The sequence below is a fragment of the Nonomuraea sp. C10 genome (genome assembly GCF_008017515.1).
GTDB lineage: Bacteria > Actinomycetota > Actinomycetes > Streptosporangiales > Streptosporangiaceae > Nonomuraea > Nonomuraea ferruginea.
The window spans coordinates 383,387-407,850 of record NZ_VPFF01000003.1 but is presented as its reverse complement, the minus strand read 5'-3'; the positions used below and the strand labels follow the sequence as shown (position 1 = coordinate 407,850).

The window sequence follows — 24,464 nt, the reverse complement described above, 5'->3', positions numbered from 1 at the left end:
TTCTCCCCTGACCAGGCCCTGTCAACAATCAAACGCATGACCGAAATCTTCACTTCCGCTGACCTTGACGCCGTCCTCACGGGCGCCGCTCGTCCACTGCTGCTGACCGATGCCACCGTGCACACCCTCAACCCGGTCATCGGGACCATGGAGCACGCCGACGTGCTGATCGGCGCAGGACTCGTCGTCGGCGTCGGCCCGGGCATCATCACCGCCGCCGAAGACGACGACGCCGTGGTGATCCGTGCCACGAGTACCACGATCATCCCCGCCGTCCTGGACCTCAGCGCCATGCTCGCGTACGCCCCGCACACAGAGGGTCCGGGCACAGCGGGTTCGGGCACGCTCACCCCGGGTGTCCCGGCGCACCTCGCAGTCCTGGACGACGCCGACGCGCCGGACCTGCCCACGGCGCTGCGTACCTCGCTGACCGATCCGGGGCGGCTGCGCGCGGTCCTGCGTGACGGCGTGCCGATCGCATGGGGCGGGACCGTGCTCGCCCCGTCGTCGCGGCACCCCGCGACGACGGACGCCGACGGAGGCGTCACGGGCCGCGTAGACCCGGACCGGGTCGGCGTCTGGATCGACACCGAGGACTTCCTGCACCAGGAGCTGACCGCCGACGGCCGCTACGACGAGACCCGCGGCGGACGCGCGCACGCGTACCAAGGCCGCTACTGGATCGACGGCGACCGCATCGACTATCTCGACGACCTCGGATTCTGGGCCTTCGGCCAATTCGACGGGGACACCCTGCACCACGCCGGCTACACGATGCGCCGTAAGGACGTCCGATGACAGAGAACCTCCTGCCCACCCTCGAAACGCTCACCACCGCCGAGCGTGATCCGGACCGTCTGGTCCTGCTCACCGGCGGTACCGTGGTGACCGTGGACCCCGTACTGGGGACGCTCGAAGACGCCGACGTGCTCCTGCGCGGCGATCGGATCGCGGAGGTCGGCCGCGGCCTGACGGCGGCGAACGCGATCGTCATCGACGTGTCGGGTTCCATCGTCGCCCCCGGGTTCGTCGACACGCACCGGCACTCCTGGCAGGCCCAGATGCGGCGCACCATCCCCGACGTCAACGACCTCGCGGGCTATCTCCAGTCCACGCTCATGCAGGTCGCGCCGCTGTACCAGCCGCACGACATGTACGTCGGAACCCGCCTCGCGGCGCTCACGGCGCTGGACTGCGGGATCACCACGATGCTCGACTTCTCCCACAACTCCCGAACCGGCGAGCACTCCGACGCCGCGATCACCGCGTTGCTCGAATCCGGCATCCGCGGCGTACACGCGTCGATGAGCCCGCATTTCGGCGACTGGGACCAGCAGTGGCCGCACGACCTGGCACGACTTCGGACGACCTACTTCTCCGCCGACGACCAGTTGGTCACGCTGAGACTCGCCGCTCTCGCCACCCCTGATATCGCCGGGGCACGCCTCGCCTACGGCCACGACCTGGCCCGGGTCGCGGCTGACCTCGACATCGGAGTGAGCCTCGACGTCATGTTCGGGGCGGCGGCGTCCGAGGCGATCGTGCGGTGGGAGCGAGAAGGACTGCTCGGACCGCACATCGAGTCGATCCACTCGACGGCCCTGTCCGGCGACGCGTGGTCCGCGATGCGCGACACGGGCGTCACCGTGTCGCTCGCGCCGACCTCCGACATGCAGATCGGCCTCGAAGACGCCGTCCCACCGGTCGACGAGGCGCTCGAACACGGCATCCGGCCCGGTCTGTCGGTGGATGTCGAGGTCGCGCTCGCGTCGGACATGTTCACGCAGATGCGCACCCTGCTCGCCGTCCAACGCATGCGCGCCGTCCACGCCGCCTACGGCACCGACAACGAGCCCGTACGCATCACGACACGCGACGTCCTGGACTTCGCGACGCTGTCCGGCGCCCGAACGCTCCGGCTCGACGACACCACCGGGTCCATCACACCCGGCAAGCAGGCGGATCTCATCGTCGTCGACGCGGAGGACCTCAACACCATGCCGCTGCACGACCCGGTCGGGACTCTCGTGCTCGGTGCCGACCGTGGCAACATCACCTCGGTCTGGGTCGCCGGTCGCGTCCGCAAGTGGGCCGGGCGCCTCGTCGGCGTCGACGTGGACGACCTGCGCACCCAGGTGCACGACTCGGTCGACGCCATCACCGGTCGGCAGGCCGCTTGATGCCCTGAGCGCCCGGCCTGATTCCGCCGACGGGTAGCGAGACGTTCGGGTCTTCATCAACCGCGTCCGGAAGGAATGCCAGTGCTGCAAGCACGGATGGGACGCCTCCCGTGAGCGGCCCACGTGCTGCGCCCTTGAGGCTCCGAAATGCTGCGGGGTCGTATCTGTCCACACGGATGATCCAGTCCATCCACGCGGTCCTTCGGAACGCGCTCGAACGGGCCGTACGTGAGGAGATCATTCCGCGGAACGTCGCGAAGCTCGTCACGGTCTCCGTGCCCTCGTACAAGGTGAACCATGGTCTGACGACCGAGCAGGCGCGACGCGTGCTGAAGGTCGCTCTGCCTCGGCCTGCGGCGCGGGGAACTGCTCGGCCTTCGATGGGAGGACGTCGACCTTGACGCGGGCACTTCGGAGGTGGTCCAGACTCTCCAGCGCGTCGATGGCGAGCTCCGGTTCGTCCGTCCCAAGACGGAGAACTCCGAGCGCACGATCCCGCTGCCCGAGATCGGTGTCGATGCTCTCAAGGAGCACCGTAGGCAGCAGTTCGCCGAGCGGTCAGACGCCTGGCCTGGCTGGGAGGATCATGGGCTCGTCTTCCCGTCTCGGCGCGGAACGCCGATGGAGCCCGAGAATCTCCACCGAAGCTGGGGAGCCGTCCGTCAGGCCGCCGGCCTCGGTGAGATACGCCTTCACGACATGAGGCACACCTGCGTGAGCCTCCTCCTGGACCTCGGCGTCCCGCCGCATATCGTGCCCGAAATCGTCGGCCACAGCGACATCGAGGTCACCATACGATCTATGCTCACGCTTCTCTCGACGAGAAACGGAAAGCACTCCGACGGCTCGGAGATTCGCTCCAGTAAGAGATAAGGGCCTTCCCCGCTTGGGGAGGCCCTTATGTCTGTGACCTGGGGGCTCAGGCCGCCAGGATTACCAATCCTCTGTTTTCGGGCACGCTCAAGCCACCAAAGATGCTAGGACTTTTTAGGGCAACACCACGCTTGGACGACGATTTATCGCCGTGTCTCCACCGCGCCCCGCGCCAGGCGATCCAGCTGGTCATGCTGCCGGAGATGAGCATGAACACTACCTGGGATGGCGTCGGCACTTCATCGAAGCCAGCGGCTGCGGCGCCCATCGCGGCCAGGCCCGGTATGAGGGCATCGACAGGCCGCGGCTGTGTGGACCGCCGGTTCCGGCGGCGCGCGCGACCTCCCATAGATCACATTATGCCCATATCTCCCACGGGCCGCGCGAACTCTATGGACTCTCTCAACTGCTCGCGAGGCTGTAGGTGGAGGACGTTGCCGTCAGGGTTGCCGTCAGCAGACACAGAAACGCCCCGAAGCGATGATCGCTACGGGGCATTCTTGCTGGTCAGATGAGGTGGTCAGGGGCGGGGTCGAACCGCCGACCTTCCGCTTTTCAGGCGGAGCAATCACCTTGCTCGACTGGTCGAGACCGTGGTCAGGGGCGTGTGGACGGTGGCGCGGATGCGTCAGAGTGTGGGGACGTTGCTGTCAGCGCTGCTGTCACCTCTCCCGTGGCCATTGGGAGGCGAGGGCTCAACCTTCCAGTGCCGTCCAACGGCTGCATTCCAGCCGCAAGGGGCCTTCAGGGCCAAAGTCGATTACCTAAAAAGAAGCATATGGCGACTATCGCTGCGGCAACGATCAGGTGCTTTGACCACGAACCTTGGGGACGCCTCACGCGTGTAGCTGCAAGAGTTAGGAGGACAGGAACAAGGACGCCCCATAGTGTCGCACCGCTCAACATAGAGCTATGTGCCACTGACGAGAACACCCATCCGAGATAGGCGGACATCGCAAAGGAAAGTAGATACACAAAAGCGGTGTTGACTTGAAGTGTTTTTCGATCCAGTGCGCGCTCTATTGCCTTTTTTTCGCGCACGGTTAATGGTTGACCAGTATTAAACATCGGAGGGGCGCCATTCTTGCCTTCTTCCTGCGTGCCACCCTCTTCTTGTGAGTAGTCATTGAAGCTTTCGGCGGCGACGAGCTTGGCTTTGGCCTCTTCAAGTTCTTGTATCAGTTGCGAGCAGCGAAGTTCTGTGGCCTCCTTTGCGGCGCGCGCTTTGCTGAGCTCAACGATTAGCTCGCTTCTCTGCTGCTTAAGCTCGTCATGCTCTTTAAGAATTTGGTTATAGTCGGCTTTATTGTGTTCAATAGCTCGCTGCGCTTTGGCGCGATCTGATCCTTCCAGCATTCGATTCTGTACTTGTATCTCTCTAATTTGTTCCTCTAGTTGGCCAATCTGTTTATTACGTGCCTCTAGCTCCCTCGTCACTAGCTTCTCTCGCGCGGCGGAGTAGCGTTGTTCTTCTCGAGCTTCTTCAAGCTCTCGCTCAAGCCGCTCGATCTCCCACTTGGTTGCGTTGCGCACCCGCAACGCGGATCTGAGCAGTTCACGGGCTTGCATCTGCTCCTCCCGGGTGAGCTCACGTCCCTGTTGCTGAGCTGCAACACTCAGGAACTGCTCGACAGTGCGCCAGTGTGGGACGCGCGCTCCGCTTAGCATGCGCGAGATCGTGCCTTGATCCAGATAGCACATCCTGCTGGCGGCACGAAGACTTGTGCCCATCATGTCGAGATACTCACGCATCAGCTCGGCGAACGCCCGCACTTCGGGCTCCAACTCGGAGCTGAGTGGATCAAGCTTGGAGGAAGGGCGATCCGACACGCTCTACGGTTGCACATCTCTCAGGTGTTGCCAATCTCGATGCAACAGGACGTTGTTGGAGTGCAACACTCGCCGCACCAACGAAGCTGGGACCCACAGAGTTGAACGCGGTGGAAAGGATCACGTCCATGCAGATGTTTTCGTTCTCTGCGCTGGCCACTGGTGCTAGTGCGGTCAGGGTCCTGGTGGTAGCGCTTGCGCTTGTCCCCCTCGTCACAGTGGTACTGTTCACGATTCCTGCTCTGATTGTTCTTCCCTTCACGCGAGGCGGCCGATCATTCCTTCGGTCCTATCTCGAAAAAATGACCGACTGGTCTAAGACCATCCTCGTGTATAGCCGGACAAGGACTTGACGCAGAGCTACAAAGCGTGTCTCGTGCTTCGAGATACGACTGTCAGGGCGACCCGGGCGGTGGGTGCGCGCGAGAACGTCCTCCAGGCCGCACGCGCCACCGCCTTGATGGGTTCGTGCGGCGGGTGGCTATCATCCTGCTCCGCATCTGCTGCAAGGAGTCAGCCGGCGTCCGTGGTGCCCTTCGTCTGAGCTTGGTGACCGACGTTGCCGTCACAGATCTCACCGGTGCCCGATGGCAAGGACCGACGGAGTCGGTCCGCGGCAGCCGATCGCCCTGGCCCGTGTGGCGAGTGCCGAAGTCAGCGATCGTCACGGCCTTAGCCGAACACTTCATTACGAGTGAGAACTTGATCGTCCTCAGATGTCCATCCTGCTCGCGAATGCCTGCTCGGGCAGGAGGGAGAGGGCCAGCCAGTGCACCCGCCGTCCAAGGTCATCCGTAGCCGTCGTTAGCACTCCCGTTAGCAAGATCGGTGCTCAGCCTTCGTTCTTCGATGGCAAGTGGACCCGTACTGCAGGGCCGCCAGGCACGAGGAACGGAAGCCGCCGCGGCAGGATGGCTTTACGCTCTCCAGTGGGTCAATTGCCCTGTTCACGTGAACGAAGCCCCAGCCAGGTCCGGGCGAGGGTGGCCGGGACGCGTCAACATCCGGCATCGTTGCTGCCACCTACGTTCGTCAGCCAACTGCAGAGCCCGAGGGGCTTCTTCCAAGCTCAGAGCCACTTACCGCCGAACGCAGCGTGCCATCACATCGGCCAAGGGTTCCGTTTCGCCGTTTTGCATATCCGATGTCCGATTGGCGCGCTCCACACTCGGAGGTTACGATAGTTGGCTGGCTGCGTAGAGAAGGGACGCTAGATGCCTACGGTCACCGCGACTGAACAGGTGCTCCTCCATATCTCTACAGCCAAGAAGACCGTCTTAGCAGCGTACGCCAGCAGCGGCGGAAGATATCCATTCCCCGTCACTCCTCTTATTCAACAGGCCACCTCGGATCGCTTGATGCTGGCCGGAGAGCACCTCCGAGCAGGAGATCAGCTCCTTCTGAGAAACTACTATCGCGCTGCAATAAGCCGCCATTACTATGCTATGTACCACGCCGCGCGGGCCATAGTTTTCGCGGAAAACCAGGGAGACGATTTCGAGCGCCACAACATTCTCCCGCGAAATCTACCGAGCTCCATGAAAGATGTAGCAACCCGAGAAAGCGAACTCGTCAACGCAAGACTTACGCGGAATCAGGCAGATTATGATGCATATCCGATCACCTCTGGAGATTGGGATTACGACGCGCGATCCCTAGCTGTGACTGCAGCTGCATTCGTCCACGCCTGCGAAGACTTCGCCCTAATGAACGGATACATCTGATGTCCACAGGTCAATATACAGACCGTATCAAGCAAACGCTCGATGAGGCTGGTATTGCAATCAGCGCGATCGACGAGCGGTCATTTCCTGGGGAAATGTGGTTCATCGTTAGGGTTGCCGAGGATGCCCTGATCACGGCCCAAAGCCTCGCGGGCGCGATCGAAAGAGAACTTAATCGAGCAGCTGATACGGAGCACCAATCCTTCGTTGTTACCTTCCGGCCAGCACATGAAGCAACAGAGACAAGGGAACAAGAGAAGCCGCGCAGTATCCTAGTCAGTCAAAAAGTCGATCAATTGATCCAACTCCTCGAGGCAAGGTCACGCACCTCGGATGCGCTTCCGAGCCTTAAGTACGTCGAAGACCCTAGAGCAAGCCTCGCAGCAGTTGGCGCGTCCCGGCATCACATTGTTTACGGCCGTCGCGGCGTGGGGAAGACAGCCCTACTCCTAGAAGCGAAGCGTCTAGCCGAGAAACAGGGGCATGTTTCAGTCTGGATGAATGCGCATACGTTGCGCAAGCTGGACCATGGCTCCGCTTTTCTCGTGGTAGCCGAAGCAGTGCTCAACTCGCTGGTTCTGCATGCAGGGTCATCGCAAGGTGAATCTTTCAGCAGGATCAAAGAAGCTAACACACGGGTGACTGCTCTCCGTGCAGCAGACAGTCATACGGATAAGCAAGTCGGTGAGATTATCGCGGATCTCAACCTTGCGCTCCGTGCCATTCTCAGAGAAGACCTGGTACGCCTTTACCTGTTCATAGATGACTTCTACTTGCTTCCGGTCGGAATACAAGCACAGTTTCTAGACAATGTCGCAGGTATGCTGCGAGACTGCGACGCCTGGCTCAAGCTCGCTAGCATCGAGCGTCTGACCCGCCCCTTCGAACCGTCATCTCGTATAGGCCTCGAGATTCCGCATGATGCATCAAAGATCGACTTGGATGTGACGCTCGAAGAACCCGAGAAGGCACAGCAATTCCTCGAGGCGGTTCTCGCAAATTACACAACCACCGCTGGCATCAACGGTCCATCGAGCATTGCACGGGATACGGCGCTAGGACGGCTCGTTCTCGGCTCTGGGGGCGTTCCGCGCGACTATCTCAACTTGTTCGCATCCTCGATTGTGGCAGCGCGCTCTCGACCAAAGGCGCGGGAAGTGGGCAAGGAAGACGTTGCCGATGCAGCTGGGAGGGCCGCTCGAGGTAAGAAGCGTGACCTGGAGCAGGATGTCTCTTCCGAAACGGCCGGTACACTGCTCGCAGCTCTGGAAGTCCTCTCGGCTCAAGTCAAGGGAGCTGGATACACCTACTTCCGAGTCGACATCGCCCAGAAGGCACATCCCTTCTACGAGATTCTCGCTCAACTGGTTGACCTTCGCTTCGCACACCTCATCCACGCAGCACTCTCGGATCAGCACAAACCGGGAGTGAAGTATGAGGTTTACATGCTGGACCTCAGCGAGTTCACGGATGTTCGACTCAAGCGTGGGCTGCACATCCTAGATCTCGAGGATGGTAAGTGGGTTTACCGTCAGAGCGGCAAGGCTGGCACCGAAAAGAAACTCACCGGCACTCTTTTCCGCGATCAGCTACGCCAGTCACCAATCGTCGACCTCGAAGAGTTGTCAACGATAGTGCCTCAGCGAACTAGGCTGTTCTAAGTCGTAACTATGGCCAGCGATAGTCGCGCGGGCGGCGCTGGCCGCGACCGGCCGAAGAGCCGCAGCGCGGCCAGCGACCGCCTCGACGCGCCGACCGCCGCAGGCGGGCGGCCTTGATGACGAGCAGATAAGTTGCTTTCTGGGCTGCCCGTAGCTGTGTCTGATGGTGCTTGAGCTACTGGTGGCAGGGCTGAGCGATGGACCAGATCCGGGTCATGCTCGTGAGGTAAGTCGCTGCTGGTCCTTCGTCGTCGCCACCGGTGAGGTGCATGACCGGGGCGTTGGCTGCGGGCGTGCCGTAAGCGTGGGTGTTGACGAGCAGTTCGTCGTCGGCCTGGTAGATGGAGTTATAGAGCACGGTGCGGTGAAGGCGGATCTGGACGCCTTGGACTCGGAGCAGGGGCCGGTACAGTGCGAGCGCGTTCCTGACCCTGGCCGCCATCACCTCGGCGCCGATGCCCTCGTCTGCTCCACGCTGAGCAACGGCCTCCCCCTCGGGGTCGCCCAAGAGGATACGGACCTTGACGCCGGCCTTCGAGCGTGCCGTGAGGATGTCGAGAACTGCCCGGTCCTCGGCGAGGAACAACGCACTGTAGGCCAGGATCCCGATCTCGCGTCGGGCCCCGCTGAAGTGGTTGCGCCAAGCTGATTGGGGGACGGCCCATCGGTGCGGGTAGATCGCCTGAACGCCTTCGGCTAGTGCCTGGTTCCGTGGCGCGACCTCCGGCCATAGGTCGGCCTCGTCGACGTGCAGAAGATCGGCGACGGCCCAGCGGTGACGCGGGTACGGGACACGTCCCTGAAGCCAGCGGCTGACGGTCTTGGGATCGACGGCCAGGGCGGCGGCCACATCGGTCGCGGTGAGCCGGGCGGCGGCCAGGGCGTAGCGGAGGTTGTCGTTCACGACCGGCCTGCTCCTTCCGGACGGTGACCCTGTGCTGCGACGTTAACATAAGACGTCCCTAGACGTCCCTAAGTTGCGGTGTTCCCGCCCCACCCGCCGGGGCGAACCTCGACCCACAGCACACGAACTCCGCACCGACGTCAGGGAGACTCGGCATGCAGACGAGCAAGACCATCAAGGACCAGCAACGCGCCTACGCACAACGGCTGCTGGCCGCCCTCGGCAAGCACCTGTCCGCGCGGGACGTGACGGCGGTGCTCATCATCACCGCCGACGGCCGCCCCGCCCTGGACGTGACTGACATCCGGGGCCGGATGCGGCGGGTGTTCGTGCACCTGTCGTTCTGCTGGTTCTACTGGGGCGACCGCAGCGACGAACGGGTCTCTTTCCTCCAGATGGCCGGCGCGGTGGAGCGGATTGAGCAGGCTGCCCGCGACGGCTGGCATGAGGGCGAGCAGGGCGAGCTCAGCATCAACCTGGATCAGATCCTCGATGCCCACCGCGGCTGAGACGATGGCCGAGCGCCGATGGCTGACCGGCGGGCGCGCCTACCCCCAGATCGCCAGCCGTATCCGCGACCAGATTCATACGGGCCAGTTCCCGCCCGGCACGGTCCTGCCCTCTGAGGCGGAGCTGTGCCGGACGTTCGGCGTGGCCCGCAACACGGTCCGGCGCGGCCTGGCCCTCCTGGAGAAGGAAGGGCTCGTGGTGACCGTCCCGTCCAAGGGCCGTGTGGTCGCCGGGCAAGCTGGAACCATCTCGTACCGGTACCAGGGGATCGCCGCGACCCTGCGCGAGCAGATCCAGTCTGGCGACCTCGTCCCCGGCGCGGCGCTGCCGAGTGAGGCCGCGCTACGCCGCCGCTTCGCCACCTCGCGCAACACGGTGCGGCAGGCCCTGGCCATCCTGGAGCACGAGGGGCTGATCGTGGCCGAGCACGGCCGGGGCCGCTTCGTCTGCGATTGACACACCCGCTGGCGAGACGTCCGGGGACGTCTCGCCTCGCCCTATGGATTCACGGGCGCCCTTGCTGCCTATCGTGAACCACGTGGGACAAGTTGAGTGGGCCTACGGTCTGGCCAAGGATCTGCTGAAGGCGGAGTTGCCCCGGCGCTGGGCGCACACGCAGGGGGTCGCCGAGCAGGCCGAGACCCTGGCACCGATCCTCGGCGCGGACGCTGACACGTTGATCGCCGCGTGCCTGCTGCATGACATCGGTTACGCCCCGGACCTGGTCGACACCGGCATGCATCAACTCGACGGCGCCCGCTACCTGCGCGACGTCGCCGGGGCCGATGAGCGGCTGTGCCGCCTGGTGGCCTACCACTCCTGCGCCGACAACGAGGCCCGGCAACGGGACCTACTCGACGTGCTGGCTAAGGAGTTCGACCAGGAACGGCAGGACCTCGCGCGGGCGCTCACCTACTGCGACATGACCACCGATCCAGACGGGCGGCATCTCGACGTACGCGACCGATTGGCGGAGATCCACTCCCGGTACGGTCCCGAGCACGTGGTGAGTCGGTCGATCGCTGCTGCGACGCCGTGCATCGTGTCGTCGGTACGGGCGGTGGAGGCGGCGCTATCCGATGTGCGGCAGGCCGGTGCCGGCTAGGTAGTGCTCGATCCGCATCCGCATCGACGCCGCCATGGGCAGCGAGAGCACCTCGTCACGCGGCACCCAGCGCACTCGGCGTGACTCTGAGCTGGTGGCCGGAGCCCCGGATACCGCTCGGCCGGTCAAGACGATGGAGAACTCCTGCCGTACTTCACCGTTGCTGGTGTAGAGGATCACGTGCCCCGGGTCGGTGTAGGTGCCGACGATGCCGGTGATCTCACACCGGATGCCGGTTTCCTCCAGAGTCTCCCGTATCGCCGCCTGCGGCAGTGACTCGCCGAGATCGATGGCTCCGCCGGGGATGGCCCAGTTGTCGTTGTCGGTGCGCTGGATCATCAGCACGTCGCCGGTCTTGTTGGTGACGATGACGTTGACCGAGGGGACCAGGCTGTTGGGCTTGGGCGCGTCAGGGTCGTGGTGGAAGTCGATCCGCCGCGCCATCAGCTCTCCACCGGCTTGGCCTGGTGCCATACCCTGTCGAAGCTCTCGGCGTAGGTGGCGACCATGTCTCCTCCGGCTACCCGACGCAGGTGTAGCACGGGGGCGTTGCCGGCGCGGGTGCCGTACACGTGGGTGTTGACCAGATACTCGTCGTCGGCGCGGTAGATCGAGTTGTACAGCACCGTGCGGTGCAACCGGATCTCCAGGTTCTCCACACCGGTGATCGGCCTGTAGAGCACCAGGGCGCTGCGGATCTGCGCGGCCATGCCGTCGCCCACACCCTCATCAGCGCCGCGCTGGGCGACCTCGGTCGAGTCCGGATCGCCCAGGAGGATGCGCACGCGGACTCCAGCGCGTGCCTTTTCGCCGAGCAGGCGGACCATGCCACTGTCGTCGGCCAGGAAGAGTCCGCTGTAGACCAGGACGCCGATCTCTTGTGACGCGGCCCCGAACAGTCGTCCCCAGATGTCCCGAGGCACCGACCAGCGGTGCGGGTAGATCGCGATGATCTCGCTCTGCGACGCGGACGTCACCTGTTCGGGGCTGAGCGCTTCCGGCCACAAATATGCCTCGTCCACCCCCAGGTACGAAGCCGTGGCAAACCGGTGCTTACGGTACGGCTCACGGCCCTTGGTCACCCACCGCTCGACCGTCTTGGGATCCACCTGGATGGCCTCGGCCAGATCGGCGATGGACACGCCTTTTCGCAGCAGGGCCGCGCGTAGCCGTTCGTTCGCCATCTCTGCCGCTCCATGGGACGTCCGGGGACCTGGCCATCGTAGGCCGGACGTCTTGAACATGTCCCGTCGTGTAGTGATCTCGTCCTGACCCTCCGTCGCATTCTCGGTTCGCAAGCAAGAACAACGAACCGAAGGAGGCGATCCGAAGTGAGTCACGAGATCTACCCCGAACCCATCTGCGCCTGCGGCGCACACCTCGACGAGGGCCAGAGCCGGTGCCGCAAGTGCCACGCGCGGGAGCGGTGGATCAAGAAGCAGGCGGCCAAGCGCACCCGGCGTGCCGCCCGGCGTGAGGAGACCCGTCGTCCTCCGCGCGCTCCGCGTGGCCTGGCCTCGGCGGGGGTGATCTGGTCATGACCATGATCCTGCTGATCATCGCCGGAGTCATCGGCGTAGCGCTGCTGGTCGGGTACGTGGCGGTGCTGGTCGGCATCCGCCGGGAGGACAAGCGGCTCAGCCTGCGGCAGAACCCGGAGGGGGCGTCGGCGGCGCTGGCGCGGCGGGTTACCGGCTGCTACGTCCGGGGCGGCGTGTCGTGGACGTAGCCAACTGCTCTTCGACCTTCGCCAACCGGACGGACAGGTCCTGCACGGTGGCGCGCAACTCGGCCAGCTCGTCGCCGACCTCCGGGGTTGGGGGGAGTTCGTCGGCGTCGCGGACGAACACGCCCTTCCCTTGCTGGCCGATTACCAGGCCCTCGGTACGCAGGACGCCGACGGCGAGCTTCACCACCGACAGGGACGCGCCGTACTGCTCGGCGAGGCGGGTGGTGGACGGCAGCGGGGTTCCGGGCGCGAGGGAGCCGCCGCGGATCTGCGCGCGCAGGTCGTCGGCGATCTGGAGGTAGGCGGGGCGTCCGGTGTTTTTGACCATCGCGCTTCTATCTCACCACGAATGTTCGACCTGGCCAACCGAGGGAACATTGACAACCGAGCCAACTAGGTCAACTATGTTGCTCACGATGGAAGAGGAGGTCACCGCCCATGCGTTCCGTCCCGATCCCCGTGGATGTCAGCAAACTCGCCATCACCTGCGTCAAAGCCCCCCGCCCGCGCGTCCTCAACCGCGACACCGGCGAAATCAAGACCGACAAGAACGGCAACACCGTCTACGAAGTCACCGTCTCCGTCGAAGACGAGTTCGGCCGGATCGAACTCGTCAAGATCGGCACCACCGGCGAACCACCCATCAACGTCGGCGACCAGGTCAACGCGGTCGGCCTGCTCGGCTACGTCTGGGAGATCGCCGGCCGCTGGGGCATCGCCTACCGCGCCAACGCCCTGCTTCCCATGCGGGAGGCCGCCGATGTCTGACCAGCACTGGTGGGCACTCGGAGTCCTGGCCGCCGTCGCCGCCGGGCTCTGGGCCTGGCACCGCTGGCACTACCCCTCCTTCTGGCTCGCCCTCGGCTTCCCGCTCATCGCCCTGTCCGTCCGCGCCTCCTGGCGGCGGGTGGCGCTCGGCTGCGGGCTGACCAAGAAGCGGCAACGCTGGTGGTTCACCACCGTCCCCGGCGCGATCGCCTCCACCGGCCTGGTCAAAGTCCGCCGCCGCTTCCAGCGGGTCGCCGTCGACACCAAACCGTTCATGTGGCTGCCCAAGCCGACCCGGCACGGCTGGCGCGTCACCCTGCACACCCTGGAAGGCCAGACACCTGCCGACTACGCCGACGCCGCCGAACGCCTCGCGCATTCCTGGGGCGTGCACGCGGTGCGGGTGTCTTCGCACCGGCCCGGCCGGGTGGTGCTGATGGCGACCATGCGTGACCCGCTGGTCAAGGTCAACGAGCTCCCGGCCTCTCCGGAGCTGCTGAAGGTGACGGTCGGTCGGCTGGAGACCGGCCAACCATGGGTGATCGACTTCCGTACGGTGCCGCACTGGCTCAACGCCGGAGCGACCCAGTCCGGCAAGTCGAACCTGGCCAACGCCCTGATCGTCGGCCTCGCGCCACAGCCGGTGGCGCTGGTCGGCTTCGACCTCAAGGGCGGCGTCGAGTTCACCCCGTACGCGCCACGCCTGTCAGCGCTGGCCACCTCCCGCGCCGAATCCGTCGACCTGCTGTGTGACCTGGTCGGGCTGATGATCGACCGGATGGGGCTGTGTCGTCAGGCCGGTGCCCGCAACATCTGGCAACTGCCGCCCGCCATCCGGCCCGTGCCGGTCGTGGTCCTGGTTGACGAGCTGGCCGAGCTCTACCTGATGGCCGACAAGTCGGAGAAGGACGAGATCGCCAAGACCTCGACCGCGCTCCTGCGGGTGGCGCAGCTCGGGCGGGCGTTCGGCATCTACCTGTTCTGCTGCGGCCAGCGCATCGGCTCTGACCTCGGGCCTGGGGTGACCGCCCTGCGGGCGCAGTGCTCGGGCCGGATCTGCCACCGGGTCAACGACCCAGAGACGGCGACCATGACCCTCGGCGACCTCGACCCGGCCGCCCTCGTCTCCGCTCGCGCCATCGCCGCCGAGACGCCGGGCGTCGCGATCGTCTCCGGACAGGACGGCCAGTGGTACCGGGCGCGCTCCTTCTACGTCACCGAGCAGACCGCCGAACAAGCGGCGAACGCTTACGCGCACCTCGCCCCGGCCTGGGACGAGATCACCGCCCACCTGCCCGAACCCATCACCGCCTGAATCATGAAGGGAGGAACGATGCGACGCTTGGCCTGCCGGCTGCTCGACACCGGCCCGGTCCTCGTCCTGGCCGTCCTCGCGGGTGCCGGATCGTTCACCCACATCCGCGATACCGCCACCGAGCACGGCCAGACCGGCTGGATGTCCTGGGCCGTCGCCGTCTGCATCGACCTGACCTGTGTCATGGCCGCCCGCGAACGCCAGCGCGACAAGAAGACCGGCAAAGGCCGGCGGGGCGTCGTCTCCTGGCCTGTCCTCGTCCTGACCGGCGGCATCATCCTGTCCTTGGCCGCCAACCTCGCTCAAGCCAAGCCGACCGTGTGGGGCTGGATCACCGCCGCCACCCCGGCCGCCGCCTTCCTCATCGCCGTCTCGATGCTGGAACGCCGCGCCGCTCGTCCCGAGCCGTCCACCGTCCCTGCGACTTCGTTCGCGCCGGTCCTGGCTCCGTCCCCGGCCCCGCACCTCGTTCCACACAACGGCCCGGACCAAGACGACACCCGGGACGACCGGGACGGCGATCTCGCCCCGGCCCTGGTCGACTTCGCCCGCCGCGTCGCCGACGACCACCACGCTAAACACGGCCGACCGATCACCCGCGACGCGCTCCGCGCCTACCTGGGCGTGTCCAACCAGCTCGCCTCTGACCTGCTGCGCACCCTGCGCGTCGCCTGACCAGAAAGGAACCCGCCAGCCATGCGTATCCGTATCGACGGTACCCGAGCCGAAATCATCGACGCCCTGTTCCGGCTGCGCCTGCACTTCACCATCTGCGCGGTCTCGCGCGCCTACCCCGACCGCGCCCACCCTCACCACTGGCGCGTCTACCTCACCACCGGCCCACACGAAAGGAAGTGAACCCGTGACAGATGAGCCGCCGGTGATCCGCTACCGCTGCTGCACCTGCGGCGGCACCGGCCTGACCAGCGAAGGCGACCGGTGCGCCGACTGCGACGGCACCGGCATCGACAACCACGGCGCATAACGCGCAGCGCCCCCGGCCTGGCCGTACATCCGCCAAGACGCCTGCCAGGTCGGGGGCCATCCCCCATCACCCGAACGAGTGAGAGGAGGTCTCCATCTTGCCCGCAACCCATGCCAACGCGCACGCCATCACCGGCATGATCAAGCGCCTCAACCGGCACGACTACGACCGCTGGGCATCCCAGATCCGCAATACCGGCGGCTGCCGCCAACCCGATCCACCTACGCGGCAAGGTCGAACACTACGACCGCGCCACCGGAGCACTGCTCCACCGCTACACCACCAAACACGAGCCTGACGGGGTCCTGCGGGTGCCGTGCAAGACCCGCCGCGCCTCCCGCTGCCCGGCCTGCGCCGAGACCTACCGCGCCGACACCTACCAACTCATCCGCGCGGGCCTCATCGGCGGCAAAGGCGTCCCCGAGACCGTCACCACCCATCCCGCGCTGTTCGTCACCCTCACGGCCCCGTCCTTCGGCACCGTCCACTCCCGCCGAGAGCACGGCGGCAAAGTACAGCCGTGTCACGCCCGCCGCAACGCCGACACCTGCCCGCACGGCCGCGTGATGTCCTGCACCGAACGCCACCACAAGGACGACCCGCGCCTCGGCGAACCGCTGTGCCCCGACTGCTACGACTACACCGGCTCGGTGCTGTTCAACGCGCTCGCGCCGCTGCTGTGGAAGCGCTTCGCCGACTCCCTGCGCCGCGCCCTCGCCAAGGCCGGCGGCCTGGCCCTTAAGGACCTGCCCTGCCATCTGAGACTGTCCTTCGCCAAGGTCGCCGAATACCAGCGGCGCGGCGTCGTCCACTTCCACACCGTCCTCCGCCTCGACGGCCCGGACGGACCCGCCACACCGCCCCCGGCCTGGGCCACCGCCGACGCCCTCACCGGGGCCGTCCAGCACGCCACCCGCGCCGTCTCGGCCACCGCGCCCGCTCACGAGGGCCAGCCCGCACGCGTCCTGCGCTGGGGTGCTCAGCTCGACATCCGTCCCATCACTCTGATTGGCGACCTCACCGAGCAGGCCGTCGCCGGTTACATCGCGAAGTACGCCACCAAGGCCGCCGAATGCGTCGGCACCCTGGACCGGCGCATTCACCACCTCGACACCCTGGACGCCTTCACCCTGCGCGACCACGCCCGCCGCCTCATCACCACCTGCCTAAGCCTCGGCGCCCTCCCAGAACTCGCGGAGCTGCGGCTTGCCGAGTGGGCGCACATGCTCGGATTCTGCGGCCACTTCTCCACCCGCTCCCGCCGCTACTCCACCACCCTTGGCGAACTCCGCACCGCCCGCGAACAGCACGCCCGCGACAACGACATCATCACCGGACGCCTGCCTCTCTTCGAGGAGGACACCGTCCTGGTGATCAGCGAATGGGAGTACGCGGGCAAGGGCCACTCCCTCGGGGACCAACTCCTCGTTGCTGCCCTGACCGGTACGAGCCTTGCAGGGCCGACGTACCTGGAGGCGGCCCCTCATGGATGACCTCGTGCTCACCGTCGATGAGGCCGCCCAGCGCCTCCGGGTCAGCCGGTGGACCCTCTACACACTCATCCGCTCCAACCAACTGCAGACCATCAAGATTGGCCGCCGCCGCCTCGTTCCGGCTGACGCCCTGGCCGACTGCATCAGGACTCTCGTGGAGGTGGCGCGATGACGAAGACCACGCTCGGCACCCCTGAAGAAGAGCCGAAGCGCCGGACCGGCCGCCGCATCCGCAAACGCTCCAATGGTGAGGGAAGCATCTGGCCCCGGAAGGATGGCCGCTACGGGTACGCCGCCTTCGTCCAGACCACCGCCGGAACCGTGAAGCGTGTTCAGGGCTCGGCACGGACCCAGGAGGACGCTCGGAAGAAGCTGACCGAACTTCTCCGCCAGGCCGACGAGGGCATCCCCGTCTCCTCGGAGAACTGGACACTGGCCGACTTCCTGAACTACTGGCTGAAGAACATCGTCAGCCAAGAGCGGCGCCCCAAGACCTACCAGGGGTACGAGGGCGTCGTCCGGCTCCACCTCATCCCCGGCCTGGGCAAGAAGCGCCTGGGCAAGCTCAATGCCCAGGACGTCCGCCTCTTCATCAACCGCGTCCGCTCCGAGTGCCAGTGCTGCCGGAACGGCTGGGACGCTTCCCGCGAGAAGCTGGTGTGCTGCGCCCTCAAGGGTGGTCAGTGCTGCGACTCCCGCTTGTCCACGCGCATGGTCCAGTCCATCCACGCGGTCCTTCGGAACGCCCTGGAGTGCGCCGTACGAGAGGAGATCATCGCTCGTAACGTCGCCAAGCTCGTCAAGGTCCCGGTGCCCAAGTACAAGGTCAATCGAGGCTTGACGGTCCCGCAGGCTCGTGCTCTCCTCAAGGCCGCTCGGGACCATCGGCTCTACGCGTTGTACGTCCTGGCGCTCTGCCTTGGCCTGCGCCGTGGGGAGCTCCTCGGGCTCCGCTGGGTGGACGTCGACCTTGAGGCCGGCAAGCTGGAAATAGTTCAGAGCCTCCAGCGGGTCGCGGGCCGCCTCCAGTTCGTCCGCCCGAAGACCTCCGACTCGGAGCGAACTGTCCCGCTGCCGCCCATCTGCGTGGAGGCCCTGCGGAAGCACCGAAGGAAGCAGTTCGCCGAACGCTCGGACCGCTGGGAGGAGTGGACGGAACACGGCCTCGTCTTCCCCTCGCGCTGCGGTACTCCAATGGAGCCGGACAACCTGCGGCGAAGCTGGGGAGCGATCCGCAAAGCCGCCGGCCTCGGTGAGATGCGCTTCCACGACCTCCGCCACACTTGCGTGACGCTCCTGCTCAACCTCGGGGTCCCGCCCCAGGTCGTCCGGGACATTGTCGGCCATAGCGACATCGAGGTGACCATGACCATTTACGCCCACGCCTCGCTCGATGACAAGCGGAACGCCCTCAAGAAGCTCGGTGAAGCTCTCGACTGATCGCCAGCAACTTCCAGACTCGGCACATCACGTGCCGAGTCTTGTTGTTTGAGGCCACTCTGGGAGCTCGCCACGATGCGGCTCACGTCGATGCAATTCACGCAGTGACGCCACGCGCCCAAGTGCTTCCTCGACAGCCTGAGCTGGCGACAAGATTCGAAAGCCGCCGAATTGAGCGGCAATCTCGTTGTACTTGTTCAGCATGCGCTTGTCGTAGGTCACGAACCCATCGCCGCCATACCGAATGGAGGTCGCCACGTGCATGGCATCCCGCACGTGGTTCTTACGCGCCTCTCCCCACTCGGCACCTGGGTACAAGATCGCAAACACGCTGTGCAACCTCGCCTCGTCTTCATCATCGCCGAGTATCGACGAGCCCAACCGAGAATGATCAAGGATCAATGGGCCGAAGGTTTCGGGGTACCTCGAACTCTCTTCCGTGAGGTTGACCCAGAGTTCAGGAGGTGCCGTAAGGAACTCTGTGTCCATCGTGTCCGTGCGCTGAAGATTGATCCAGCCTTCCTCGCGAAGCCTGCGCAGCGCAAGCACGGATTGATCATCTGAGCCGATGATGTTCGTGTCGATGAACAGCGTGAACGCCGTCCGATTGAGGTAGGGGATGGCATCCACGTGTCACGCTCTCAACGGGGGTTGCTGTCAGCGTTGCTGTCACCAGAGATCAAAAAGCCCCGAACGATGATCCGTTCGGGGCATTCTTGCTGGTCAGATGAGGTGGTCAGGGGCGGGGTCGAACCGCCGACCTTCCGCTTTTCAGGCGGACGCTCGTACCAACTGAGCTACCTGACCTAGAGCGGTCCTGACGGGACTTGAACCCGCGACCTCCACCTTGACAGGGTGGCGAGCACTCCAAACTGCTCTACAGGACCTTGCTTCGTTCGTTTTGCGCTCGCTTAGCTTACCAGCTCCCCGGTGGCCTCAGACCATCCGTTTCGCGGTGCGCTTCGCGCTCGCAGTGCCCCCAACGGGATTCGAACCCGTGCCGCCGCCTTGAAAGGGCGGTGTCCTAGGCCGCTAGACGATGGGGGCTCAGGATTCCCTGTCGCCTTCCGTCGGAGACCTCTGAAGCATAGGGGACGATCGCCCCTCATGCCAAAGCGGCATTCCGTTGGCCGGCGTGGTCGGGCCGTTGACCGTTCCCGATGGCGACGGGGCGCTCGTTGGCTCTGGGGAGATTGTACGTGCCGGGTCGGGTTCCACGTGACGTTGGACGTACACCGATTGCTCGCCGAGGCCGCCGAGGGTGATGTCGTCCCAGGCCTGCAGGCGTTTCGTCTCCTTGTCGAAGTACAGGACGGAGGCCTGGACGGGGGTGGGTTCCTCGTGTTCGAGTGCGCGCAGGCCGGCGCCGCCCGTGGAGCCCTGGACGATGACGCGGGTGCCGGTGGGCAGCATGGTGGTCTTGCGGACGTGGGCGTGGCCGGACAGGACGAGCGGGGTGGTGCCGGAGAAGCCGCGGGCGACGATGTCGTCGTGTACGGCCACGAGGTCGGCGTCCTCGACGGCGGCCCGGTGGTCGCGGCCGAACTGTTCCATCGAGGCGGGGTCCGGGTTGACCGCGGTGGTCTTGTCGGGGGTGAAGCGGGGGTCGCCGAGGCCGTAGATGTCCAGGCCCTCCACGTTGCGCATCTTGTCGTCGAGGACGATGGCGTTCTTCTGTTTCGCGACCGCGCGCTGGGTGGCCTTGGAGTCGTGGTTGCCGCGGACGAACACGTAGGGGACACCCAGGGTGCCGATCTCCTCGACGAACTTGTTCTCCGCCTGCGTGCCGTGGTCGGAGATGTCGCCGGTGTCGATGATCAGGTCGACGGAGAACTGGTCCTTCAGGGAGCGGATCACGTTCCAGGCGATCGGGTTGATGTGGATGTCGGAGACGTGCAGGACCCGGATGGACCGGTCGTCGGCGTCGTACAGAGGAAGGGTCGAGACGGCTTCGTACAACTTTGAGACATTCGTCACAAGCTTGGTGAGCTGCGCGCGGTACGACTCGAACCTGGTCACGATGGCCTCCGCGCTGCCCACCAGGGAGGGCGCGGCGGCGATCAGGCCGGAGTAGCGGGGCTCGACGAGCGAGCTCGGCTGGAATGTACGGACCGCGAACATCCCCGTGCCGGCCAGGGCCACCGACGCCGCGATCAGGCCCGCCAGGGCCACCAGCGGGCGTCTGAACACCATCAGGACCGCGAGCAGCGCGCCGGCGCCCGCGCACAGCAGTGAGCGGATCGCGAGCTCGCCCACGCCGTCCATCAGGTCGCGCTCGATGATGCCGGGCAGCCGGTCGGTCAGCCTGGGGTCCTCCAGGAGGAGGCGGGCGCGCTCCTGGTCGATGTTCTCCAGGGTGATGCGGAGCGTGAGGGGCGCGTCGTGGCTGCGGAACGTGAGCGTGCCCAGCGGGCTGGCGTCCACGATCGTCTCGCCGGTCCACGACGGCCGGACGGTCATGCCGGTCTCGACCGGGCCGATCTGCGCGCGTACGGTGCCGCTCAGGAAAATGCCCAGCCAGGCGCCGGCCGCGGCCACCAGGAGCACCGCCGCAGCCTTGGTCACTCTCGACTGGATGACCTTTTTGAGCACGTCCGAGAAGTTCATACGCTTTCTTGGATACCCGAGCCGAGAGGCAGAATGACAATTGTGATCGAGGTTTCGCCGGAGAAGTTCGATGAGCTCGTGTCCGAGGCGCTGGACACGATCCCGCCCGACCTGACCCGGGTCATGAGCAACGTCGTCGTGACCGTCGTCGACGATCCACCGGAACCCCACCTGCTAGGCCTGTACACCGGCATTCCTCTCACCGAGCGCGGCGACTGGTACTCAGCCGTTTTGCCCGACCGGATCGAGATCTACCGCAATCCGATCTGTCAGATCTGTGACACCGAAGAGCAAGTGATCGAGGAAGTACGGATCACGGTGGTTCACGAGATCGGCCACCACTTCGGCATCGACGACGCCCGCCTGCACGAGCTGGGCTGGTAACTCTTTGCACAGGACGCGCTGCTTTGGGTTGCACGTTGCCGATTGATCGGGCACCTTAGGTGACATATTCAACACTGTGAGTCAGGCACAGCGGAGTCCAGTGGGGGCCATGCGGGCGCGACGGCTGACGGGGCGGCACAGGCGATCCACTGAGCGCCAGGCCACCTATGGCGAGGTCATCGCCGTCAAAGAGTTCAGAGCGCTCTGGTACGCACAGGGCCTGTCGCTGCTCGGTGACCAGCTCGCTCAGGTGGCGCTGGCCGTGCTCGTCTACGACCGCACCAAGTCGGCGCTGGCCACCGCCGCCGTCTACGCGCTCACCTACCTGCCGTCGATCCTGGGCGGGCCGCTGCTGGCCGGACTGGCTGACCGGTTCGCGCGCCGGGGCGTGATGCTGGTCTGCGACCTGCTGCGGGCCGGGCTGGTGTGCGTGATGGCGCTGCCCTTCATGCCCTTCCCTGTGCTGTGCGCGCTGGTGTTCCTCGTCGTGCTGCTCAGCGCGCCGTTCTCGGCCGCGCGCGCGGCCGTGCTGCCCGAGGTGCTCGCAGGCGACCGGTACGTGGTCGGCTCGGCACTGCAGAACATGACGAACCAGGCCGTGCAGATGCTCGGCTTCGCCGCGGGCGGCGCGATGATCGCCGCCATGGGCCCGTACCGCGCCCTGGCCCTGAACGCCGCCACCTTCCTGGCATCGGCGCTGATCCTGGTCACCGGCGTGCGGCGGCGGCCCGCTCCGGGCCGTCCCGGAGCCAGGCCGTCCATGTGGGCGATGACCAGAGCCGGAGCCAGACTCGTCTTCGGTGACCGCAAGCTGCGCACGCTCGTGCTCTTCGCCTGGCTGTGCGGCTTCTACGTGCTGCCCGAAGGCATCGCGGTGCCGTACGCGGTCGCGCTCTACACCGGCGTCATGCCCATCCCGGTGATCACCGGTCTGCTGATGGCGGCGATGCCGGCCGGCACCGTGGTGGGCGCGTTCCTGTTCAGCCGGTTCGTCTCGCCGCCGGGCAGGCTGCGGCTGATGGGGTGGCTGGCCATGCTGAGCTGCGCGCCCCTCGTCGTGACCGCGATGCGGCCGCCGTTGGAGGTGGTGCTGGCGGCATGGTTTCTATCCGGGGTCGGGGGTGCCTACCAGCTCGCGGCGAACGCGGCGTTCGTCCAGCGGGTGCCCGACGGCCAGCGCGGGCAGGCGTTCGGCCTGGTGCATTCCGGCCTGATGGCGGTGCAGGGGATCGCCATCCTGATCGGCGGTTACGCCGCCGAACGACTCGGGCCCGAGCCGGTGGTCGCCCTGTCGGGCATCACCGGCCTCACGGCCGCCGTCGTGCTGACCGTGATCTGGGCCGACGCGCGCGGCGCCAGGATGCGCGCGCAGGCCACTGCCTGATCACTGCCGCGGCTTGTGGTCGTCCTCGGTCCAGGGGCTGCCCGTGCTGCTGCTCTTCTGCTGCTGCTTGGCCAGCAGGTCCTGCACGATCGAGGTGTCCTTGCCCTCCTCGGGCAGGAGCAGCCAGCCGATCGCGTAGACGCCGATGCCGAGGCCGCCGAAGAGCGTGACGATCGCCAGGCCGATGCGGATGATGTTGGGGTCGATGCCGACGTACTCGCCGACGCCGGAGCAGACGCCGCCGAGGATCCGGCCCTTGTGGGTCCTGCGCAACTGCTTGCTGCTGTGATATTCGCTCATGACTCAAGACTGCCCTCAACCCTGGCATTCGCACATCAGGATTGCCCCTGGTAGAACCCTGGTAGCCCCCTATAACGAGGAGAGGAGCACGTCATGGACGATCTGCTGCGCCTGGACGACCGCCTCGACGGTGACCAGAGGCTGATCAGCGACACCGTCCGCTCCTTCGTCGCCGACCGCGTCCTGCCGCACGTCGGCGACTGGTTCGAGGAGGCCACGTTCCCGGCGCGCGAGCTCGCGCCCGAGCTCGGCTCGCTCGGCCTGCTCGGCATGCACCTGCAGGGCTACGGCTGCGCCGGCACGGACGCGACCTCGTACGGGGTGGCCTGCCGCGAGCTGGAGGCCGGCGACTCGGGGCTGCGGTCGTTCGTGTCGGTGCAGGGCTCGCTGGCCATGTTCCCCATCTGGCGGTACGGGTCGGACGAGCAGAAATCGGAATGGCTGCCCCGGATGGCCAGTGGTGAGGCGATCGGGTGCTTCGGCCTGACCGAGCCCGACCACGGCTCCGACCCCGCGAGCATGCGCACGTACGCCAAGCGCGACGGCTCCGACTGGGTGCTCAACGGCTCCAAGATGTGGATCACGAACGGATCCGTCGCGGACGTCGCGGTGGTGTGGGCGCAGACCGACGACGGCGTCCGCGGCTTCGTCGTCCCCACCGACACCCCCGGCTTCTCCGCCCCTGAGATCCACAAGAAGCTGTCCCTCAGGGCATCGGTCACGTCATCGCTCTACTTCGACGACGTGCGCCTGCCCGAGTCGGCCGTGCTGCCCGGGGTCCGAGGGCTGAAAGGGCCGTTGTCGTGCCTGTCCGAGGCGCGCTTCGGGATCCTGTGGGGGGCGGTGGGCGCCGCGCGAGCCTGCGTGGAGGCGGCGGTCGAGTACGCCCAGACCCGCGTCCAGTTCGGCAAGCCGATCGGCGCCTTCCAGCTGACCCAGGAGAAGCTGGCATGGATGTACGTGGGGCTGGCCCAGGCAGGGCTGACCGCGCTGCACCTGGGCGCCTTGAAGGACGCGGGTGAGCTTGAAGCCCGGCAGATCAGCTTCGGCAAGATGGCCAACGTGCGCTCCGCCCTGGACATCGCCCGGCAGGCCCGGTCCATTCTCGGCGGGAACGGGATCACGCTGGAGTACCCTGTGATCAGGCACATGAACAACCTGGAGAGTGTGCTCACGTACGAGGGGACCCAGGAGATCCACACCCTGGTGCTGGGCGAGGCGCTGACGGGGCTGGCGGCATACCGGTAAAGGGCGTCGCGGGGTTGGCGGTAA

At 65.8% G+C, this 24,464-nt stretch carries 29 protein-coding genes and 4 tRNA genes; 21 read left to right on the top strand and 12 right to left on the bottom strand.

Translation table 11 applies throughout. The features are described 5' to 3' along the window. The first annotated feature begins 36 nt into the window (after positions 1-36). The 3 genes from FR742_RS33400 (at position 37) to FR742_RS46140 (ending at position 3,053) form a co-directional block, all read left to right on the top strand. Complete coding sequence (locus tag FR742_RS33400; RefSeq protein ID WP_148035298.1) at positions 37-798, top strand: Atu4866 domain-containing protein; 762 nt, start codon at positions 37-39, stop codon at positions 796-798. Then, positions 795-2,180, top strand: coding sequence for an amidohydrolase family protein (locus FR742_RS33395; RefSeq protein ID WP_148035297.1), 1,386 nt, complete (start codon positions 795-797; stop codon positions 2,178-2,180). Before FR742_RS33400 ends, FR742_RS33395 begins: the two co-directional genes overlap by 4 nt. Positions 2,181-2,531: 351 nt before the next feature. Further along, a complete protein-coding gene (locus FR742_RS46140) occupies positions 2,532-3,053 on the top strand; it encodes a site-specific integrase (RefSeq protein ID WP_315970669.1) in 522 nt (173 codons plus the stop codon). 517 nt (positions 3,054-3,570) lie between these two features. On the opposite strand, the gene FR742_RS33385 is transcribed toward FR742_RS46140, so the two are convergent. Both FR742_RS33385 and FR742_RS33380 read right to left on the bottom strand, forming a co-directional pair. After that, positions 3,571-3,635: transfer RNA gene (locus FR742_RS33385), tRNA-Phe, on the bottom strand. A gap of 162 nt (positions 3,636-3,797) precedes the next feature. Further along, complete coding sequence (locus FR742_RS33380; protein WP_148035296.1) at positions 3,798-4,826, bottom strand: hypothetical protein; 1,029 nt, start codon at positions 4,824-4,826, stop codon at positions 3,798-3,800. 1,271 nt (positions 4,827-6,097) lie between these two features. Between FR742_RS33380 and FR742_RS33375 the strand changes: the two genes are divergently transcribed. Both FR742_RS33375 and FR742_RS33370 read left to right on the top strand, forming a co-directional pair. After that, the gene (locus FR742_RS33375) at positions 6,098-6,607 is read left to right on the top strand and encodes a HEPN domain-containing protein (protein ID WP_148035295.1); all 510 of its coding nucleotides are present in this window, start codon (positions 6,098-6,100) and stop codon (positions 6,605-6,607) included. Beyond that, on the top strand, positions 6,607-8,268 hold the full coding sequence (locus FR742_RS33370; RefSeq protein ID WP_148035294.1) for an ATP-binding protein: 1,662 nt from the start codon (positions 6,607-6,609) through the stop codon (positions 8,266-8,268). Before FR742_RS33375 ends, FR742_RS33370 begins: the two co-directional genes overlap by 1 nt. 175 nt (positions 8,269-8,443) lie before the next feature. Here FR742_RS33370 and FR742_RS33365 read toward each other — a convergent pair whose 3' ends face one another. Further along, positions 8,444-9,172 carry an XRE family transcriptional regulator gene (locus FR742_RS33365; RefSeq protein ID WP_148035293.1) on the bottom strand — a complete coding sequence of 243 codons (729 nt, stop codon included), beginning with the start codon at positions 9,170-9,172 and terminating at the stop codon, positions 8,444-8,446. Positions 9,173-9,327: 155 nt separating this feature from the next. On the opposite strand from FR742_RS33365, the gene FR742_RS33360 reads away from it, so the two are divergent. From FR742_RS33360 to FR742_RS33350, 3 genes are all read left to right on the top strand, one after another. Next, positions 9,328-9,681, top strand: coding sequence for a hypothetical protein (locus FR742_RS33360; RefSeq protein ID WP_148035292.1), 354 nt, complete (start codon positions 9,328-9,330; stop codon positions 9,679-9,681). Continuing rightward, the gene (locus FR742_RS33355; protein ID WP_261808933.1) at positions 9,665-10,138 is read left to right on the top strand and encodes a GntR family transcriptional regulator; all 474 of its coding nucleotides are present in this window, start codon (positions 9,665-9,667) and stop codon (positions 10,136-10,138) included. Before FR742_RS33360 ends, FR742_RS33355 begins: the two co-directional genes overlap by 17 nt. An 82-nt stretch (positions 10,139-10,220) precedes the next feature. Beyond that, positions 10,221-10,787 carry an HD domain-containing protein gene (locus FR742_RS33350; protein ID WP_261808932.1) on the top strand — a complete coding sequence of 189 codons (567 nt, stop codon included), beginning with the start codon at positions 10,221-10,223 and terminating at the stop codon, positions 10,785-10,787. Here the strand turns inward: FR742_RS33350 and FR742_RS33345 are convergent. Both FR742_RS33345 and FR742_RS33340 read right to left on the bottom strand, forming a co-directional pair. Continuing rightward, complete coding sequence (locus tag FR742_RS33345) at positions 10,755-11,231, bottom strand: NUDIX hydrolase (RefSeq protein WP_148035290.1); 477 nt, start codon at positions 11,229-11,231, stop codon at positions 10,755-10,757. The genes FR742_RS33350 and FR742_RS33345 overlap by 33 nt on opposite strands. Then, positions 11,231-11,971 carry a helix-turn-helix domain-containing protein gene (locus FR742_RS33340; RefSeq protein ID WP_148035289.1) on the bottom strand — a complete coding sequence of 247 codons (741 nt, stop codon included), beginning with the start codon at positions 11,969-11,971 and terminating at the stop codon, positions 11,231-11,233. Before FR742_RS33340 ends, FR742_RS33345 begins: the two co-directional genes overlap by 1 nt. A gap of 147 nt (positions 11,972-12,118) precedes the next feature. On the opposite strand from FR742_RS33340, the gene FR742_RS33335 reads away from it, so the two are divergent. Both FR742_RS33335 and FR742_RS33330 read left to right on the top strand, forming a co-directional pair. After that, complete coding sequence (locus tag FR742_RS33335) at positions 12,119-12,328, top strand: hypothetical protein (protein ID WP_148035288.1); 210 nt, start codon at positions 12,119-12,121, stop codon at positions 12,326-12,328. Next, the gene (locus FR742_RS33330; RefSeq protein WP_148035287.1) at positions 12,325-12,516 is read left to right on the top strand and encodes a hypothetical protein; all 192 of its coding nucleotides are present in this window, start codon (positions 12,325-12,327) and stop codon (positions 12,514-12,516) included. Before FR742_RS33335 ends, FR742_RS33330 begins: the two co-directional genes overlap by 4 nt. Here FR742_RS33330 and FR742_RS33325 read toward each other — a convergent pair. Continuing rightward, positions 12,476-12,844, bottom strand: coding sequence for a winged helix-turn-helix domain-containing protein (locus FR742_RS33325; RefSeq protein WP_148035286.1), 369 nt, complete (start codon positions 12,842-12,844; stop codon positions 12,476-12,478). The genes FR742_RS33330 and FR742_RS33325 overlap by 41 nt on opposite strands. Before the next feature lie 110 nt (positions 12,845-12,954). On the opposite strand from FR742_RS33325, the gene FR742_RS33320 reads away from it, so the two are divergent. The 8 genes from FR742_RS33320 to FR742_RS33295 all read left to right on the top strand — a co-directional run bounded on the left by FR742_RS33320 (position 12,955) and on the right by FR742_RS33295 (position 18,517). Continuing rightward, the gene (locus FR742_RS33320) at positions 12,955-13,284 is read left to right on the top strand and encodes a hypothetical protein (RefSeq protein ID WP_187281485.1); all 330 of its coding nucleotides are present in this window, start codon (positions 12,955-12,957) and stop codon (positions 13,282-13,284) included. Beyond that, positions 13,277-14,599 carry an FtsK/SpoIIIE domain-containing protein gene (locus FR742_RS33315; RefSeq protein WP_148035285.1) on the top strand — a complete coding sequence of 441 codons (1,323 nt, stop codon included), beginning with the start codon at positions 13,277-13,279 and terminating at the stop codon, positions 14,597-14,599. Before FR742_RS33320 ends, FR742_RS33315 begins: the two co-directional genes overlap by 8 nt. Before the next feature lie 18 nt (positions 14,600-14,617). Continuing rightward, a complete protein-coding gene (locus FR742_RS33310; protein ID WP_148035284.1) occupies positions 14,618-15,274 on the top strand; it encodes a DUF2637 domain-containing protein in 657 nt (218 codons plus the stop codon). A gap of 21 nt (positions 15,275-15,295) precedes the next feature. Beyond that, on the top strand, positions 15,296-15,457 hold the full coding sequence (locus FR742_RS44825) for a hypothetical protein (RefSeq protein WP_187281484.1): 162 nt from the start codon (positions 15,296-15,298) through the stop codon (positions 15,455-15,457). 4 nt (positions 15,458-15,461) lie between these two features. After that, positions 15,462-15,584 (top strand): hypothetical protein, encoded by a 123-nt coding sequence (locus FR742_RS46135; protein ID WP_261808931.1) that lies wholly within the window; start codon positions 15,462-15,464, stop codon positions 15,582-15,584. A gap of 191 nt (positions 15,585-15,775) precedes the next feature. Further along, the gene (locus tag FR742_RS33305; protein ID WP_315970668.1) at positions 15,776-17,077 is read left to right on the top strand and encodes a replication initiator; all 1,302 of its coding nucleotides are present in this window, start codon (positions 15,776-15,778) and stop codon (positions 17,075-17,077) included. Next, on the top strand, positions 17,070-17,249 hold the full coding sequence (locus FR742_RS33300) for a helix-turn-helix domain-containing protein (protein WP_148035283.1): 180 nt from the start codon (positions 17,070-17,072) through the stop codon (positions 17,247-17,249). The genes FR742_RS33305 and FR742_RS33300 overlap by 8 nt, the downstream gene beginning before the upstream one ends. Continuing rightward, positions 17,246-18,517, top strand: a complete 1,272-nt coding sequence (locus FR742_RS33295; RefSeq protein ID WP_187281483.1) for a site-specific integrase — start codon at positions 17,246-17,248, stop codon at positions 18,515-18,517. Before FR742_RS33300 ends, FR742_RS33295 begins: the two co-directional genes overlap by 4 nt. A 27-nt stretch (positions 18,518-18,544) precedes the next feature. Here the strand turns inward: FR742_RS33295 and FR742_RS33290 are convergent, their stop codons facing one another. The 5 genes from FR742_RS33290 to FR742_RS33270 form a co-directional block, all read right to left on the bottom strand. Beyond that, entirely contained in the window at positions 18,545-19,147 is a 603-nt protein-coding gene (locus FR742_RS33290; RefSeq protein ID WP_148035282.1) for a type II toxin-antitoxin system VapC family toxin, read from the bottom strand. A gap of 103 nt (positions 19,148-19,250) precedes the next feature. Further along, positions 19,251-19,324: transfer RNA gene (locus FR742_RS33285), tRNA-Phe, on the bottom strand. 5 nt (positions 19,325-19,329) lie between these two features. Next, positions 19,330-19,404: transfer RNA gene (locus FR742_RS33280), tRNA-Asp, on the bottom strand. An 87-nt stretch (positions 19,405-19,491) separates the two neighbouring features. Then, positions 19,492-19,564 (bottom strand) — tRNA-Glu (locus FR742_RS33275). Then, positions 19,565-21,124 (bottom strand): metallophosphoesterase, encoded by a 1,560-nt coding sequence (locus FR742_RS33270; protein WP_148035281.1) that lies wholly within the window; start codon positions 21,122-21,124, stop codon positions 19,565-19,567. It abuts the tRNA gene before it with no gap. Between the two features lie 33 nt (positions 21,125-21,157). On the opposite strand from FR742_RS33270, the gene FR742_RS33265 reads away from it, so the two are divergent. Next, a complete protein-coding gene (locus tag FR742_RS33265) occupies positions 21,158-21,508 on the top strand; it encodes a metallopeptidase family protein (protein WP_378525304.1) in 351 nt (116 codons plus the stop codon). A gap of 109 nt (positions 21,509-21,617) precedes the next feature. Continuing rightward, a complete protein-coding gene (locus FR742_RS33260; protein ID WP_148035279.1) occupies positions 21,618-22,892 on the top strand; it encodes an MFS transporter in 1,275 nt (424 codons plus the stop codon). Here the strand turns inward: FR742_RS33260 and FR742_RS33255 are convergent, their stop codons facing one another. Next, the gene (locus FR742_RS33255) at positions 22,893-23,192 is read right to left on the bottom strand and encodes a PspC domain-containing protein (protein WP_148035278.1); all 300 of its coding nucleotides are present in this window, start codon (positions 23,190-23,192) and stop codon (positions 22,893-22,895) included. 93 nt (positions 23,193-23,285) lie between these two features. Between FR742_RS33255 and FR742_RS33250 the strand changes: the two genes are divergently transcribed. After that, complete coding sequence (locus FR742_RS33250; protein WP_148035277.1) at positions 23,286-24,440, top strand: acyl-CoA dehydrogenase family protein; 1,155 nt, start codon at positions 23,286-23,288, stop codon at positions 24,438-24,440. Positions 24,441-24,464 lie beyond the last annotated feature (24 nt).